Here is a 16,457-nt window from a genome sequence, read left to right as displayed (position 1 = left end):
GCCACCACCGGGCAGTTTAACTGGCCATCGGCGGGCACTTAACCTGGCCGCCAGTGGGCAGGAAATACTGGCCCTTGACATCCAGTGTTGCGGTGTCGGTGGCTTCTGCATTCAGGGGCAGGAAGAGTTCGGTTGACGGGCGGAGGCTGAACCGACACGAGCTGTCGCGGGCGGGAACCGATCCGTAGATGTCGGCGCAGGGACCTTCAATGGCGCCAGTCAGAGGGATCTTCACGAGCACTTGGAACTCGAGGATGTCCACTCAGGGTAAGGCCGAACAGGTGGTACGACCCTACCCTTCAAGCGAGCTACTGTCGGATATCTTTTGCGTTCTGTCGATACCACTGCACAGTGTCAGCTATGCCTTCTATAAGGCTGATCTGCGCGTTCCACCCTGCCACAGACAGCTTCGTGACGTCCAACAGCTTCTGGGGCGTTCCGTCCGGTTTCGTCGTGTCCCATTCCATGGCGCCTTGAAATCCGACGGTCTTTGCGACGATTTCGGCTAGGTCTCTAATGCTGACGTCTGTACCCGTGCCAACATTCACCTGATCGGGACCGTCATAGTGCTCCAAGAGGTGCAGGCATGCCGCTGCCATATCATCCACATGAAGGAATTCGCGTCGTGGTGACCCCGTTCCCCAGTTCGTGACTGAGCCGGCTCCCGTTCTAACCGCTTCATCGTATCGACGGATCAATGCAGGCAACACGTGAGAACCCTCCGGAGAGAAGTTATCCCCTGGGCCATAGAGGTTTGTCGGCATAGCCGATATCCACGGTAGACCGAATTGACGACGAACAGCTTGGACTTGCATGATTCCAGCTATCTTGGCGATCGCGTAGGAATCATTCGTCGGTTCCAGATGCCCCGTAAGCAGATATTCCTCTTTGATGGGCTGCTCAGCGAACTTAGGATAAATACATGACGAGCCTAGGAACAGTAGTCTTTCAACTCTGTGTTCGAGGGCGGCATCGAGAACATTAGTTTGAATACGCAAATTCTCGCTAAGAAAATCTAACGGATACGTATTGTTTGCAAGAATTCCACCAACTTTTGCAGCCGCGATGACCACGTAACGCGGTTTTGTTTTCGCGAAAAATGCGAAAACAGCGTCGCGGTCTTTCAGATCCAATTCAGATGAAGTTCGGCCTATAAGGTTGGTGAATCCTTCAGATTGGAGCTTTCGCCAAATAGCTGATCCCACTAGGCCACGGTGCCCGGCCACGTAGAATACCGACTCGCGATTTAGCAGTGTAGGTATGAATTCGACATCGTCACCCGCGCTAGTTGCACTCGGATTCCTCACTCCCATTTTTACTGAGACCAGCTTCCGAGCTGAACTTTATCTATCCAGTGATTGCCTGCATGTTTGAGCGCTTCAATGTCAGCGTCAACCATGATGCGGGCAAGTTCAGGCGTCTCGACTGTAGCTTTCCATCCCAGCTTTTCGTGAGCTTTCGACGCATCACCGATAAGGGCGTCAACTTCAGTCGGGCGTAGATAGCGTTCGTCGAATTTAACAAAATCTTCCCAGTTAAGCCCCGCATGTTGGAAGGAAACCTCAAGGAAGTCGCGCACTGTGTACCCTACTCCGGTGGCAAGAACAAAATCATCAGGCTCATCGACTTGCAGCATGCGCCACATACCCTCGACATACTCGGCGGCATAGCCCCAGTCTCGTACTGCATCCAGATTGCCCATAAATAGTTCGTCCTGCTTACCAGCTTTAATGGCGGCAACCGCACGAGTAATCTTCCGCGTCACAAATGTTTCACCACGACGAGGTGATTCATGGTTGAACAAAATACCGTTTACGGCATACATACCGTAAGCCTCACGGTAATTCTTAGTCACCCAGTAGCTGTACACCTTGGCAGCGCCATATGGGGACCGCGGATAGAACGGTGTTTCTTCATCCTGAGGTGGCGGCGTCGCACCGAACATTTCCGAAGATGAGGCTTGGTAAAAGCGAGTATCAATACCTGCCATACGAACTGCTTCTAGAAGCCGTATAGTCCCCATGCCAGTTGTGTCACCGGTGTGTTCGGGTTCTTCAAACGAGACGCGCACGTGTGATTGAGCGCCCAAATTGTAAACCTCGTCCGGGCGAATTTGTCCGAGCAGCGTGACTAGGCGAGCACCGTCGCTGAGGTCGCCATAGTGCAGAAAGAGTTTGGCTGCCGCATCATGGGGATCCACGTATAAGTGATCGATGCGCGTAGTGTTGAAAGTAGAAGCACGTCGAATAAGACCATGTACTTCATACCCCTTCTTGAGCAGAAACTCGGCTAGATATGAGCCGTCCTGGCCCGTTATTCCAGTAATGAAAGCGCGCTTCGTCAACGCAAGCCCCCTGCCTTGTGATTAGCAAATGATCGGTGATTGGACGGATAGCTCAATCTTTGGAACTAGCTATCCGATTTAACCATGCACTGTACCGAACTATAGCCGTGTCTTGGGACAGCGTCTCAGCGGCATAGCGTCGTCCAGCATCTCCCAGAGCATCTGCTAAGTCCCTGTCTGATCCGAGGCGTTCGGCAGCCTCGAGTAGCTGTATGGGGACATTCGGATCGATGCGGATTCCTCCCATCGAATGTTGCAGTTCGCTGGCAGTCGTACTATCGGCCTCTGTTGCGGCGATGACAGGAAGGCCCGTTGAGAAGTAGGACGTCAGCTTGCTCGGCACAGCCATTTCTCGCAGTCCGATCATTTCGTTGACCAGTAAGATGTCTGCCGACTGGAGCACAGCTGAAAAATCCTCATCCGGTAACGGGGAAATGAATTGGATGTGCCCAACGTCACTTGCCAACTTCTGTATGTGACGACGTTGGTTGCCATCGCCAAGTAAAACAAACCGGACCTTTGAATCTCGTTCCTCAGCCAGCTGCGCGGCTTCGACTACGTTTTCGAGGGCTTGTTTTACACCCATGTTGCCTGCATGGAGCACAACTATGTCTATGTCGGTCCATCCGTAACGGGAGCGGATTGACCTTCGATCGATTTGGGACTTCTTCTTGACGTGCGTCCAATTTCTAATTACTTCTATTTTGCTGGAAGGGACGTCCAAAGAAGAAACGGCGTAATTCTTGAATCGATCATGGATCACGGTGACGCACGTTACAGAACGAAACACCAAGCCTTCGATCTTTTTCATGAAATGAGCTGCAAGTGAGCCTCCTGCACCCGTTTCTTGCAAACCCCGGCTGTATATGTCTTGAACCCACAGCCCGGTCGCCGGCTTTTTGACTCCGATACGAGCACGGACCAGCGCGATTGCGGACGAGAGTAAAGCAGGCGAGACGACAAGCAAAACATCAGGCTCCTTCCAGTTCACGAAGAGCAGCCTGATGCCAAAGCTGAGCTCCAAATGCATCCTGGTGAAACTGTTCACATTGCGGGGAATGAAGTGGCGCAGCCTCAGAATATTGACTCCGTTGATTTCCTCAACCTGGGACCAACCTGAGTAACCGTCTCGTAACTTCCACTCTGGATAGTGAGGGTAACCTGTGATCACATGGACGACATGACCTTCGGATGCCAAACTTTCGGCAAGTTTTGTCGTATAGGGGGCTATGCCAGTGGCCTCGGGCGCGTAGTTAAGCCCGAGGACTGTAATTCGGAGTTTCGTTCCATTCACACATGTAAGAATAGACGGGGTAATTAGTACTACTGGGACATGCGGGGACCATGACGGGACATCTTAACAATCATTCGCAGGAGCGAGCCGACGTGCCGGTCATCGACTTGTCGGCCGCGCCCGGCGAACAAGAGGCGTGGGACCGTCCGAAGTTCTTGATTTACTTGTGGTCGATCTTCGAGCTGCTGGTTGTGTCGAATCCTTGGCAGATCAGCTCTAGGCTGAGAATTATAGTGCTGCGAATGTTCGGGGCGAGGATTGATGAGGGCGTGATTTTCCGCCCAAGGACACGCGTGAAGTTTCCCTGGAAACTTCGTGTAGGGGCTCGTTCATGGATCGGTGAAGGAGTCTGGATCCATAATCAAGATAATGTGTACATAGGCCAGGACGTCGTATTGTCGCAGGATGTGTTTCTTACTACGGGAAGCCATGCCCACCGTCGAGATATGGCTTTAGTGACCAGTCCGATACACATAGAGTCTGGTGTTTGGGTTACGTCCCGTGCAATGGTGCTCGGCGGTACCAGAATTGGAAAGTCGGCGCTGATAACGCCAAATTCGGTAGTTGGGCCCAAATCCACGATTGGATGTGGCTTGATTGCTACTGGCATACCAGCCAAAATTGTCGGCAGTCGATTCGCGAAGAATAGTGAGAAGTAGATTGATCACTAAAATCAAAGCAAGCGTCATTATACTCACTAAAAACGAAGAACTTCATATTGAGCGAGCAGTGGCAAGTGCGTCAGAATTTGACGAAGTTCTTGTTATAGATTCTTCGAGTAGCGATAGAACCCAAGAGTTGGCCTCCAAGGGCGGCGCACGTGTAATCCCTTTTGTCTGGGATGGTGCTTATCCCAAGAAGAAGGAATGGGCGTTGCAGCACGCCACCCATGATTGGGTCATCTATCTAGATGCTGATGAGTTCTTCTTACAGGTACTGGTCGACGAGATTAGAGACGCCGTGAGCGAGCCACAACTAGCGGCCTTTGAAGTCCCGATCCGTTATCACTGGCTTGGTAAGGAACTTCAGCATGGCCACCGTGTTAGTAAGCGGATAGGGATGCGCCAATCTAAGGCCTGGTGGCCACGGCCGAACGATCTGCATGTCAAGAATATGTGGGAAGTCGAAGGACATTATCAACCACAGGTGGATCCCGGGCAGGGAGATGTTCGTCAGCTCAAGAATCCACTAGGCCACATGGATGAAGACGGTCTGTACGATTATTTTGCTCGTCACAATCGTTATAGCGATTGGGAAGCTCATATGCTCACGGAGAATGACAAAGCATCACTGCAGGCACGAAGTTACTTGGGGCGATTGGCTGCGAAGCTACCTGCAAAATCCATCATATTCTTCATATACTCCTACATAGTCAAACGCGGGTTCCTAGACGGCCGTCAGGGGTTTAGCTATGCTGTTGCTTTGTCGTTTTACTATTGGCAAATTGGACTGAAGAGTCGGGAATTGAATAGAGAAAATGGCCTGTAAAATTCGTAAGATAGTCCAATTCGTTAACACATTGTCCGCCGCCGATGGTGGACCTGCACGGAATTCGTTTGAGCTCAACTTGTCCCTTAACAAGGAACGCGACCTGGAAGCACAACTGATCTGGATGCGTGGGCCCTATGAGGAGTCGGTCCTCAAGTCTTATTCGGGTGAAATTGGCCCTCTACCAGAATGCGCACCTCGAAAACTCTCCTTATCCAGCAAAAACGGCCAGCGTCTCATATCGTTACGCCAACTTATAGGTCAGTTACGAGGAACCGAATCAGCTGTTATCCACGGTTATTTTTTGCCATGGGTCCCGCCCGTTGTGCTGCTCTTGAAGTTAATGCAAATTCCCTGTGTTATTGCTCCGCATGGGTCTCTGACTAAACATCAACAGAAGTCCTCCGCTGGCAAGAAGCAACTGTTTGAGGCAACGGTTGGATGGATTGTACGTAGACAAATTTCGGGGTTTGTCACCGGATCTGAAATTGAGGCGACGGAGCTTAGTGAGAAGTTCCCGCGGGTTCCCGTCGAGGTTGCCGGGGTGGGTACAAGCTTGCCCGCTGAGTATCGGAAAGGTGGCGAGTGGGGCAAACCGCTTCGTCTTCTGTCGCTCTCCCGTATAGCTCCTAAGAAACGTATCGACCTTTCGATTCAAGCCCTATCGAGACTCCGAGAAGTGGGTATTGCCGCGGAACTGGACGTGGTTGGAATAGGGGACCAATCACTCGTGCGTGATTTACAAAATCTTGCGGTGCAAGAATCTGTTGACGATGCTGTAATCTTTCGCGGTCAACTAGTAGGGGCGGAGAAAAAGGCCGTATACCTCGACGCAGATGTCTTCCTGCTTCCAAGCGATGATGAGAATTTCGGCATTGGGCTTGCTGAGGCGCTTGCGCATGGAGTACCCGTTGTAGCGAGCAAAGGCGTGGCATCGGCACGCTATCTGAGTTCGAATGCCGGCCGCGTAGTCACACTTCCGTCTGGGGACGATTTAGCAAATGCCATTAAAGACCTAGTGTGCGGCGCTACTGCCGAATCTAGGCGGTTAGCCGCGCGAGTTTGTGCTGAAGAAAACTATGCTTGGGAGACGGCGGTCACTCGTTGGCGTCATGCCATTGACAAACTAAGCATGCACTGAGCTGTGGAAACTCCATGAGGGGCATAGGTAGGGCATTAATCGTCCGAATCCTGACATTTCCAATCACCGCCTTGGCCACGCTCGCCACTACAGCGATTGTTATACGCCATACAGATTCCATAGTCTATGGCGTGATTATGCTGATATCGAGCTTGTTCTTGTTAATTCCTTTTGCAGATCTAGGCACAGGTGCGGTCGTAATTAATGTCCTATCCGAATCTGGTAGTTCCCGGAAGTATCAGCTTGAGAAAATTGCCGCTGTACTGAGACTCCTGACTATCTCGGGACTCTGCATATTCTTGGTTGCCATTTCCGGTTCTTTGCTTTGGTCTTGGGCTGATATTTTAAGTGCAGAAGGCTATTCATCATCCGGAATTGATCACGCCACCGCGGTTAGCCTGGCGTTGTATGGTTTTTCCGTGCCTTTATCCATTGGGCAACGCATACTAATTGGATTGGGACGGAACGATATAGCGCTGGGTGTTTCGGCAACCACGAGTGTTTTTACTCTGATTGTTACAATTGTCTTAGCGGGTCTGAATGTGGATCAGCTCTTTCTTGCCGCTGCTGTACCTGCAGGTATATTCCTGTCCCAAGCAATTTCTTTTATATTGGCTAGTCGACGATTGCAATTCAATTTGCTGAAGCTTTTGGTGCGTAACAGCAGTCCGCTGAGGGGCATTATTAATACCGCTGCCCCGATGTTGTTGCTGATGATTGCGCTACCTATAGCGCTTCATTCACATCGAGTTATTTTATCCTATCGTTCCTCCGACATTGAACTGTCGGAATACACCCTCGCCATGCAGCTTTACTCGCCTCTATGGTCTTTCGTTTCCGCTGCTGCTATGTCTCTCTGGCCTATCTTTGCAAAACATCGTGAAGATCCATTATCCTCGCGACGTATATTTCGATCGACATTTGGATTGTTCAGTTTAGGTGGGTTTGTTGCCCTGATAGGCTTACTGGTTTTCGGGGAATGGATTGCAGATATAGTCTCGGCCGGAACGATATCTCTCGGACTTCCTCTACTCCTATCTACTGGCGCGCTTATTCTGGTCCAAGCGATGCAGCAGGTTCCAGGAATGTTTTTGACGAAGGCGAGCGGATTAGCCTTCCAAAGCGTCGGAGCGGTCTCGGTTGCTATAGTGGCAGCGGTCGGCTCATGGATGCTTTGCCCCTTCTTGGGCGCTGTTGCGCCCGGGCTCGTTACAGCAGTAGCTGTTTTGATGTTTCAAGTGACGCCAGGATTGCTTCGCGCCCAAAGCGAACTGAGGCCGGGACAATAAGATCAGCCGGCGGCAGCCTCATAGATGTTCTGCAACAGATTTGTTTGAGACTCGATGTTGAACTTTTCAACTGCACGCAAACGTCCGGCTTTCCCCATCTGTCTCGCTGCCGAAGGATCGGTAAGGAGGGCGTTCAAATTGTTGGAGAGTGCCACAACGTCTGCTTCCGCGCACAATAGGCCCGTCGTCCTATCTTCGACAGCTTCCCGAACCCCACCGGAACTGTAAGCAACAACGGGCAGCTCTTGAAGTGCCGCCTCAACGTAAACCATCCCGAAACCCTCGCGGGTGCCCGCTGAGCTTCTCTTAGAGGGTCCACAAAAGATTTTATGCCTAGCTAGTAATGTTGGTATTTCCTCTGTAGGCCTGCGTCCGGCAAAAGTTGCCTGTACGCCCAGTTCCTTGGCCAATCGTTCGAGACCAGGTTTCATGGGACCGTCACCGACTATGGTTACGGGAGTGCGTCGAAGCTCCGCCGCTGGAAGTAATGATACCGCTCGTAGTAGGTCTGCGACGCCTTTGATCTCTATCAGGCGCCCAACGAATATAATTCCATGACGTCTGCCCACTGCCACAGGTTCACGGATAGGAGTTCCGGTGTACAGGACTTCGATCTTTTTATGCGGTGCTCCGGAACGCATGAGATTGTCAGCCAAGTAGTTGGACGCGGCAATGAGCGTGGTCGAAAACTCGAACAGAGAGCGAAGCTGTTGCCGATAGCGAGTTTCGAGAATGGGAAGCGAACTTCCATAGCGCGTTACGTCAGACCCATGGAAGGTAGTGAGTAAGGGGAGTCTTAGCGATCGAGCCAGGGGGAGAACATTTATGCCGCCGCTGCCAAAATGGGCATGAATGGCTTCTGTAGATGAGGATTTGAGGAGTTCGACGTACGCTCGCTTGTAAGGGCGAACTCCAGCAATTCGTCGTAAACTCTTGGCCTTGAGCGAGAGACCGTAGGGTGCGAGATCTGCAGGCATTAGTGGACTGTCGAGCTGATGAAAACCGATCTTGATGGCGTGCCAACGCGTCAAGTAGCGAATTTGGTTCTGGACAAATGTTTCTGAATATGGAAGCCAGGTGTTCTTCCAAACTGCGACGTTTCTAGGCAACGGACTTACCGCCACTCAACATTTGATCTTACGATCCGTGCCGGGTTGCCTGCTATTAGCGAGTTGGGCTCATCAAAGGAGCTGATTACAACGCTACCGCCGGCTACTATGCAACCATCTGGAATCTTGACGCCCTTGTAAATCTGCGCGTTGCTCCCAATCCATACTCGGTGGCCTATTTCTACCGGAGACTCGAATTGGTTCCTTGAGAAGTTATCAATACTGTTTTTTGTTCCGTGAACATGAAAGTCAGCATCGAGAATTTGCGTGTTCCAGCCAATCGCACAACCAGTCCCGATACGGACTAACCGACTACATACTACTAGAGCCATTGGGGCGAAGTATGTGTCCTGCCCTATGTCCAAAGTTCCATCAGTACCTATGTCCCACCTTGAACCAGGTCCGGTTGAAACTGGACCACGTAATATGAGGTGTCCTCGATTTCGTATAAGTCCCTTTTCTGTTCCATCAGTGAAGCCGAAGAATCCGGTGCCGAAGCGAATTCGAGCGGAAGGGTCCACTGACACCGAACCCTTATTCACTATGCGGAATCCTGCGCCAACCATCGTATTCCTTGATCGGAAGATGATGGCTGACCGTAGGGACTGAAACACAGAAATACGTGATCGACTTGGGCCAATGTGTGCACGGACAGCCTTCATGACAGCGTCTTTCAAGCCCTGATTCATACACCTAGCTTAGGGGCAGTCCTCTCTTCTCGAAAATGATGACAAACCCTGACCGGGGTAATCACATACCCAGCCTGAGTGGATCGACGGTCGAAGGTGGAGGCCCAGCGAACCGCTAGGAGCGTTATGCTCGGGCACCGCACTGAATCCAGCGGTGTTCACGGAATAGGCTCGGAGCCGGTTCAGTGGAACAATGGTGAGCGATGCTCAGGACAACAGACACCCCCGCTTGGAAGATCGTGCTAGTAGGCGGTTTGTTTGCTATTCCCTTGCCCATCCTTCCCACTTATGTCGGGATACCACTTATCGCAGGCTTGGTCGTTGCCATGGGCGTCCCATTCGGGAAACTGGCCAGATCCGTGAAGGTTCCATTGATCGTCGTATTCATATCGGCGATTTCATACATATTCGCAATGTTGAACAATGCGGCACCTATATGGCAAAGAAGCTTCATCATACTTCTTGTTCTAGCCGCCTCATTTATTGCTGCTTCCGCATTAGCCAAAGGGCGTTATACGCTAATTATGGCTCTCATTTGCGGAGTTTCCATTGGATGGATATTACGTTCGGTAATCGTGGGTAGCCGATTGACTTCAGGCGGGTTCGACATGCTGTGGAAGTATGGCATTGCCATACCTGTGACCATCTGCGCATTGTATTTTCTATCGCGTAACAGAGAGAGAGTGTGGCCGAACGCCATTGTTCTTGGCTGCATAGGTTCAGCATCGTTATTCATGAACTTCCGGTCACATGCGATCATATGCTTGCTAACTGCTGCCATCTACCTGGGGCGCCATCTCGCAGGCAGATCGTCTCAGAGCCTCGTGATGCGCATGATCACGAGGGGAGGATTGTGCACGCTCTTTCTGATGCCGCTGGCAGTTGTTCCGTGGGCGATAGAACAAGGTTATTTTGGTGATGCCGTAAGGGCAAAAACTATCGCTCAGGCTGATCAAGGTCCACTATTCTTGGCGGGCCGAACCGAACCAGCGATGTCATTCTCTATCATCTCAGAACGGCCATTTTTGGGCTGGGGCGATGTGAGCGTCGTTCCTGACGAATTGGTGCGTGAAGGCGCCCACCTGCTTGAGGTCCTGGGGGTACAGAACACCTCAGTTATTTATGCTGGATGGTACCGGGGCAACGAAGCCGTGACCCTGCACTCCGTGTTGGCCCAATATTGGGTTGAGGGAGGAGTGCTGAGTACCATATTCTGTCTCTGGATAATTTATGCAGCGATTAAGTCGACGATGACCATGAATGTTAGATGGGCTGCTTTAACAACATTTATTGCTTTTCAGGTAGTGTGGGATTGTCTCTTTTCGAATTTTACTGACTACACTATTGTTTTGTGGGGTTTTGCTTCCGTTGCTTTCTGGTGGTCTGGTGGAATGCGTCGTGTTGAATACCCGGTTAGCACTACGAAGAATTTCATGCAACTAAATGAGGGACCATCTCTTGGAAAACGTTGAGACGCAGAATATAAGTAACGCAGCGCGGATACGGTTCGTGGTGCCTACGTTAGGCCGAAACCGAGTTTGGCTTGAGACGACGCTACGGTCCATATTTGAACAGAGTGTTACTGTAGAATTGGTTGTCGTTGCTCCGGCTGGTGCCCAAATCCATGATCTTGCTACCAAGTATGGTGCCAAGATCATCTGGGAAAGAGGACGATGTCTGTCAGCCGCACTCAACCAAGGGTTCGAGGAAATGGGCGAGCATATAGAATATCTCGCATGGCTGGGCGACGACGATGTTTTGGCACCTAGTTCCCTAGCCAGCACGGTAGAAGTCATGGACCGTGCTCCAGACGCTTCGTTAGTTTTGGGCCGCGTTCGATATATTGACGGGCGGGACCAGTCTAAATGGGTGATCCGACCCGGACGATGGTCAGCAGTATACGCTCGTCTCGGACACAATTTCATGGGTCAGCCCGGATCGCTTATGCGTCGCAAGCACTTTGATCATGTTGGGGGCATCGATGAGGCGCTAATGAACTCAATGGATCAGGATCTCTTTCTCAAGCTGGCTAAGATGGGGCGCGTCTTATACGTTCCGAAGGAACTAGCATCGTTTCGAGTTCATGCGGGCAGCATTTCGTCCCAAAAGGGAAGCCAGGACGAATCGAAAGCCGTCATGCGGCGGCATAAACCACGGATGCCGCTTATTGCGGACCGTCTCGTGACTTCGTTCGTCAAAATATCAGATCGGGCGCTTCTTTCTATCCATTGTCGAATACCACATCCGCGCGCTCCTCTCGTTAAGGGAAAGTCATACTTCCAGTCATAAGACAGAACGCCTTTGCTATGTAGTGCCTGAATTTTAGGCTCTTCGCATCTAGGATGGCTGATGGATTTCTCTCGGTTTAGTCGATAGCCGCCAGCTGCGAGTAATGGTCTGAGTCTGTAGTTAGGTCGGGAATGCGGCGAGGAACCCGGTGACGAGTTCAGGGCCCTCCTCCGAGACGTAGCGGACGATCAAGTCGGCGCGGACCCCGCCGGGGGCGTCGCGGGTGTAGTCGATGACCCGGTGACCGTGCCGGTGCCCGAGGGGTCGATGTCGGACCGTTTATGCTCGTCGACGCCTAGGGCGTTGATGCCCTGGAGCCGGTTCGTGCTGCTCGTGCGCCGTTCAACTTTAGGCCTGATGGCGTCCCAGACGGTGTGCCAGGAGACGTCCAGCAGGGGGCCAGCGCGGCGACGAACGAACCGAAACACTCCAGAGCATCGGTGGCCCAGGCGACGGCGCGGATGGTCAGGTTCGCCTTGGCCCTGGCCAACGTATGGGGCTCTTCCACTTTCCGCGTAACGGTAGGTGCTTAGCCGACCCGGCGGGCGGCTGGGTATAAGAGTATCCGCGTTCGGCAGTGTGCATGGTTCCGGTGGCCACGGTCAGCGCGCTTGAGGTTTTTGCCGTGAGATTAGCTCATTCGCGGCGGGCATTTGTGATCCCGGTCCTGCAGAAGCTTTCGCCGCCACATCTTCATCGTCCGGACCAGCGATTTCGCTTCGATCTTCGTGGCCTTCACTGCTTGCTCAATGGCGGCCCACGCTCGCTGGAACTCCTCAATGTCCCATGTTTTGAGGAGTTGCCGTACGCGTTTCATTGATCCCCCAGACAACGCCTAGCTCGATATCGGCGGCGATGATTTCCTTGAGCCTGTCGCGCTGGGCCACGGGAAGTTTTTCCTGATTGCAGGTCAGCAGTTTCCGATACGCCATGCCGGATCGCTGGCCCTGCCACGTCGGATATGCAGATCGTGGGAAGGGCGACTACGCACCTCCGTGATCATCTGGTTTGCTCTTGCCACCACATGAAAATGACTGCGATCACCGCTTTGGGCAGGACCGTGCGTACAGCCCGGTGAAACTCCGCGGATATATCCGTCTCGACCGTCTGAATCTTGTTCCGTCGCCGCGGAATTGCACGGACCAGTCCCGAACTGCTTGACCCCCGGGCGGCCGTCAACGATGTCGAGGGGCGTGCCGCAGTCCAAATCGGTGAACACGATTGACCACGGTTCAACGTGTTTCACCTTGCCCTCGCTCTTCGGGTACCGTACCGTCCGGAATCGGTGCTTATCAATGCCAAGACGACGAAACAAGCCGGCGATCCAGGTTTCCTTCCAGCAGAATCGTGTGGTTCAGGACCCGCATCACCGTCGTCCAGGAAACCTGGCAGATTGTTGCCAGGCCGAAACGGCATGCATCTCTGCAGCGAGAACCGAGACAATGCTATGTCCAGCCGGGCGCGTAGCGGGAGCTGCTCGGTGGTCTGCACGAAAGAACGCCGCGGACACAGTTCTTTCCGGCATCGCAAGCGTCGTTTCCCGACAAAGACTTCCAACGGTGCGCCGCCGCAATGAAGACCACCGAACAGGTGGACCGGCCGTGGTTCCGGGGCGAAGAGACCCCGCATTCAGGGCACGCGGCTTCCCTCTCGACTGGTTCAATGAAAACCCGCCGTCCGGCTGTTGTTTTCCCTCAGCAATAGATGTCTCTACAACACCTATGCTCGCAGGCTACGAGCCCCTTCACTTGAAGGACAGCACGTTCAAAGTCGATGAGCCGTGAAAGCAGTTGTCGGGCCGTCGGCATCCGGGCACCGCCAGAGCCGTTTGGCCAAACCAACCGGACGGGCCCGCCGAAGCACGGGATATCGTGCAGGCGTACCCGTCTGCGTCCGTGCCTGCCGGCAGGATTCGATCTGCAGGACCAGTCTGTCATCATCCTAGATGACGGAGACGATGTGTAGGCCCTCTCGATGCCCTGTTAAGAGCCGGATTTTGAGGCCCTGCCGGGCGACATGAAATTTGTATAGAGGATCTGCTCATGTGGAAAAAGGCGCGTTTATTGAATGGATATCGAGCTTCTATCGAGATCTACCTAAAGATTAAGCAGAACTAAGGGGGATTTATCGGGCTTACGTCCCATAAACGAAACTCGGAAATGGCTGGCTGGTGTGTGGCGTACTCCCTAATAACTCAATCAGGATAAGAAGAAGCTAATCTACCCAGATCTGGCCTTCGCCAACCAGACTTCTGAGGGATGTACGGCCCGTTGCGGTACGAGTGAGTTCCTTCCAGCCTGGGCCCGCTTTGGAGCCGTTTTTTGCAGCGGTCTCCCATCTGGATTCCATTTCGGCCACATCGCCGATTACTCGGGCGGGCGTTCCTCCAACAATGGTGCCGGCCGCAACATCGCGAATAACTACAGCGCCAGCAGCGACTACGGCTCGATCACCGATCGTCACCCCGGGCAGTATCAATGATCGCGCACCTATAAAAACGTCATCGCCAATATCAACTGGGGCCATTTTCGAATAGCCTATTCGATTACGGAGCGATGCGTCATGAGCTAAAATCATGACGTCAGGGCCAGTTGCAAAACGATCGCCAATAGTAACCATCCAGCAGTCATTCAAATTCAGGTTAAACCCTCTAGCAGGCATGAATTGTTGTCCGATTTTCGCACCTGCTTTGCGGTAGTCTTCTTCTGAAAGATAACCGAGGAACCGCATGCGGAAGCGCTGAAGAGGATTCATTATCTGTTCTCCAAGAAATTGAAAGAAATACAAATCTTCATACTAGACTAGCAACTCTCCATCGTCATCGTCGGATCCCTTAGCAGACGGTTCAAGAAACTGTAAGGTGGAGTAGTTGTTGCTCAATGCGTAGCAGAGGAGTGGGAAAATCGCACAGTCTGACCGACGTCTTGAATGGGTCGACGTTCTGAAGGGTGTCGCGATCGTCATGGTCGTAATCCAGCATGTATCAACCCGATTTGATGCAGAATTAAACCCTGGCGGGTGGGGCGTCTGGACCGAGTTCTCTAATGTTCTTGTTCCGCTGCGGATGCCGCTGTTTTTCTTGCTGTCCGGGTTTGTTATCAGCTTTGCCCTGCAGCGACGCGTCCCTGCACTGCGGAAGCGAGTCTTGGGCCCACTTTATCTCTACGTAATTTGGACAGCTCTATTCGCACTAAGATTAGTTCCTGCTTCGTTAGTGGGGTGGATCGAAAATCTGCAACTCAGCGATTTTGTGTCGTCGCTCCTACTGCCCACGACGTTCTGGTACATCTACGCCTTGGCTGGATACTTCTTTATGTGCTTTACCGTCGCCAAGTGTGGCCCAGGTGCGAAGATCGGCGTGGGATTGGCCGCTCTCGTGTTGTCCTCAGTCGCAATATTGTATTCCGATCTAGCGCGGGACCTGCTATCGCATCCATGGAGCTCTCCGCAGATTCCTGCTATTTTGGCCAACTTTGTATGGTTCTATGCGGGCGCTTTCGGACGCAACGCGTGGGAAAGGGTCGCTGGTCGCGCGTCTGTACCTGCCGCTGTCGCCTTGGGGGGTACGTATCTAATCCTCTACCTGGCACTCAAGGCAGCCGGAATGGCGCAAACACTAGAGCCGGTCCTTTCCCTTGTCGGCCTATTCGCTGTCTGCCTGACGTGCAACTTTCTCACCGGTACCGGAGCCATTCAGGCTGCGCTCGCGCGGGTGGGTCGGTCGACTTTGCCGATTTACATCTTCCACATTGTGCTAATCTCCGTGATACTGGAAGCCACTACTCGAACTCCCGTCGCTAGTCTGTACCTAGGCAATCCAGGATGGTTGAGTCTGCTGACAGTGCCTGTCCTTACTATGGCACTGGTATGTATGTCACTTTCAGCCGGCATCTGGGTCGGCAAGTCCAGACTTAGGTTCCTCTTGGAACCTCCCGCGTGGCTTATCGGGGACGAGCGGAAGACACAAATAAAAGCGTCTGGGGCTGCTCGATAGAGACAGCTCAAGCTGGGACCTTTAGGTGACGCGTCAACTTAGCCTTGTCCAGCCGACGATTGAACGCTCACGAAGAAGCGTGTTCTCCTTAGAACAAGCCATCGAGGGAAGACTAGACAGACTTTGTGGTGGTCGGCCCGTCCGGCTCGCCGATAACAAGCGGCTCAGCCGGCATCATGACCGTTGGCCACTGACGTATGTAAAACTCAGGCAAGTTCGATTGTCCTGAAGTTAGGGTACACGGTTGGTTGCGGGGTTGATTTTAGGCGGGTAAGGCTTCTGTGGTGTTAGGTGCAGTCAGCCGCAAACGCTGTGGGAGGCTGGGTTTCTGAGATGTGGGAGTTCGCATAGGCCAACCGGCTTCGCCTCCTGACGGTATCGCGTCGGCCAGGGGGCAGCGCTGGAGACCGTGAAGGAGACCTGGAACGCTCAACCGAAGTGTACAGCGTCGGCGACATATTCTGTCGGGCACAGTCGTTCCTTTTGGAGTAAAGGCCGCATTAGCATGGGACATTGAAGACCTCCGGTTTGGGCGTGACGGCTGGTGCCAGCATCACGTCACCCGGTGTTTTCTTTACGTCGTCTAAGCACGCCGCATGTACCTAACGTCTACGGCAATCGATCTAGCTTCCGTTGACGGCTCGCTTCAATACGGCTTCAGACTCAGTGGCGATTTCGGATGGATCCCTGCCGGCGTGGAATCCACCAAACGACGCATAAGTCTCGGCCTCACTGCGCATTTCAATAGATCGAACGTACTCAACGGCAAGCGAAAGAAGCTGTTCCCCCAACGACATGCCCGAATCATAGCATCGTAATG

Annotated in this window: 13 protein-coding genes; 6 read left to right on the top strand and 7 right to left on the bottom strand. The window is 52.7% G+C overall.

Going from position 1 to position 16,457, the window contains the following annotated elements:
* Positions 1–308: 308 nt before the first annotated feature.
* From AC5RWO_RS02115 to AC5RWO_RS02105, 3 genes are read right to left on the bottom strand one after another with little or no spacing between them, the layout of a single operon-like run.
* On the bottom strand, positions 309–1,313 hold the full coding sequence (locus tag AC5RWO_RS02115; RefSeq protein ID WP_498729021.1) for a GDP-L-fucose synthase family protein: 1,005 nt from the start codon (positions 1,311–1,313) through the stop codon (positions 309–311).
* Positions 1,314–1,315: 2 nt separating this feature from the next.
* Positions 1,316–2,344, bottom strand: a complete 1,029-nt coding sequence (gmd, locus tag AC5RWO_RS02110) for a GDP-mannose 4,6-dehydratase (protein WP_498729020.1) — start codon at positions 2,342–2,344, stop codon at positions 1,316–1,318.
* A 52-nt stretch (positions 2,345–2,396) separates the two neighbouring features.
* Positions 2,397–3,638, bottom strand: coding sequence for a glycosyltransferase family 4 protein (locus AC5RWO_RS02105; protein ID WP_498729019.1), 1,242 nt, complete (start codon positions 3,636–3,638; stop codon positions 2,397–2,399).
* Positions 3,639–4,298: 660 nt separating this feature from the next.
* Here AC5RWO_RS02105 and AC5RWO_RS02100 point away from each other — a divergent pair.
* The 3 genes from AC5RWO_RS02100 to AC5RWO_RS02090 all read left to right on the top strand — a co-directional run bounded on the left by AC5RWO_RS02100 (position 4,299) and on the right by AC5RWO_RS02090 (position 7,556).
* Entirely contained in the window at positions 4,299–5,126 is an 828-nt protein-coding gene (locus AC5RWO_RS02100) for a glycosyltransferase family 2 protein (protein ID WP_498729018.1), read from the top strand.
* Complete coding sequence (locus AC5RWO_RS02095; protein ID WP_498729017.1) at positions 5,116–6,267, top strand: glycosyltransferase; 1,152 nt, start codon at positions 5,116–5,118, stop codon at positions 6,265–6,267. Before AC5RWO_RS02100 ends, AC5RWO_RS02095 begins: the two co-directional genes overlap by 11 nt.
* A gap of 131 nt (positions 6,268–6,398) precedes the next feature.
* Positions 6,399–7,556 carry an MATE family efflux transporter gene (locus AC5RWO_RS02090; RefSeq protein WP_498729016.1) on the top strand — a complete coding sequence of 386 codons (1,158 nt, stop codon included), beginning with the start codon at positions 6,399–6,401 and terminating at the stop codon, positions 7,554–7,556.
* 2 nt (positions 7,557–7,558) lie between these two features.
* Here AC5RWO_RS02090 and AC5RWO_RS02085 read toward each other — a convergent pair whose 3' ends face one another.
* Together AC5RWO_RS02085 and AC5RWO_RS02080 are read right to left on the bottom strand one after the other, a co-directional pair.
* Positions 7,559–8,680: a glycosyltransferase gene (locus AC5RWO_RS02085; protein ID WP_498729015.1), complete on the bottom strand. Its 1,122-nt coding sequence runs from the start codon at positions 8,678–8,680 to the stop codon at positions 7,559–7,561.
* Positions 8,671–8,997, bottom strand: a complete 327-nt coding sequence (locus tag AC5RWO_RS02080) for an acyltransferase (protein WP_498729319.1) — start codon at positions 8,995–8,997, stop codon at positions 8,671–8,673. The genes AC5RWO_RS02085 and AC5RWO_RS02080 overlap by 10 nt, the downstream gene beginning before the upstream one ends.
* Positions 8,998–9,557: 560 nt before the next feature.
* Here AC5RWO_RS02080 and AC5RWO_RS02075 point away from each other — a divergent pair.
* Both AC5RWO_RS02075 and AC5RWO_RS02070 read left to right on the top strand, forming a co-directional pair.
* Entirely contained in the window at positions 9,558–10,826 is a 1,269-nt protein-coding gene (locus tag AC5RWO_RS02075) for a hypothetical protein (protein ID WP_498729013.1), read from the top strand.
* Positions 10,798–11,643 (top strand): glycosyltransferase, encoded by an 846-nt coding sequence (locus tag AC5RWO_RS02070; protein ID WP_498729011.1) that lies wholly within the window; start codon positions 10,798–10,800, stop codon positions 11,641–11,643. Before AC5RWO_RS02075 ends, AC5RWO_RS02070 begins: the two co-directional genes overlap by 29 nt.
* A gap of 188 nt (positions 11,644–11,831) precedes the next feature.
* Here AC5RWO_RS02070 and AC5RWO_RS02065 read toward each other — a convergent pair whose 3' ends face one another.
* Positions 11,832–12,071, bottom strand: coding sequence for a hypothetical protein (locus AC5RWO_RS02065; RefSeq protein ID WP_498729010.1), 240 nt, complete (start codon positions 12,069–12,071; stop codon positions 11,832–11,834).
* A gap of 1,786 nt (positions 12,072–13,857) precedes the next feature.
* The gene (locus AC5RWO_RS02060; protein WP_498729009.1) at positions 13,858–14,397 is read right to left on the bottom strand and encodes a DapH/DapD/GlmU-related protein; all 540 of its coding nucleotides are present in this window, start codon (positions 14,395–14,397) and stop codon (positions 13,858–13,860) included.
* Between the two features lie 148 nt (positions 14,398–14,545).
* On the opposite strand from AC5RWO_RS02060, the gene AC5RWO_RS02055 reads away from it, so the two are divergent.
* Positions 14,546–15,637, top strand: a complete 1,092-nt coding sequence (locus AC5RWO_RS02055; RefSeq protein ID WP_498729317.1) for an acyltransferase family protein — start codon at positions 14,546–14,548, stop codon at positions 15,635–15,637.
* Positions 15,638–16,457 lie beyond the last annotated feature (820 nt).

It is taken from the genome of Arthrobacter sp. B055-34 (assembly GCF_059090425.1).
This window is presented reverse-complemented; position numbering and strand designations above follow the sequence as displayed.

Excerpts from the sequence above, each read along its gene's own strand:
- AC5RWO_RS02115 (WP_498729021.1), bottom strand. The coding sequence starts at position 1,313 with ATGGGAGTGAGGAATCCGAGTGCAACTAGCGCGGGTGACGATGTCGAA.
- AC5RWO_RS02095 (WP_498729017.1), top strand. The coding sequence starts at position 5,116 with ATGGCCTGTAAAATTCGTAAGATAGTCCAATTCGTTAACACATTGTCC.
- AC5RWO_RS02080 (WP_498729319.1), bottom strand. The coding sequence starts at position 8,997 with ATGGCTCTAGTAGTATGTAGTCGGTTAGTCCGTATCGGGACTGGTTGT.
- AC5RWO_RS02075 (WP_498729013.1), top strand. The coding sequence starts at position 9,558 with ATGCTCAGGACAACAGACACCCCCGCTTGGAAGATCGTGCTAGTAGGC.
- AC5RWO_RS02070 (WP_498729011.1), top strand. The coding sequence starts at position 10,798 with ATGAGGGACCATCTCTTGGAAAACGTTGAGACGCAGAATATAAGTAAC.
- AC5RWO_RS02060 (WP_498729009.1), bottom strand. The coding sequence starts at position 14,397 with ATGAATCCTCTTCAGCGCTTCCGCATGCGGTTCCTCGGTTATCTTTCA.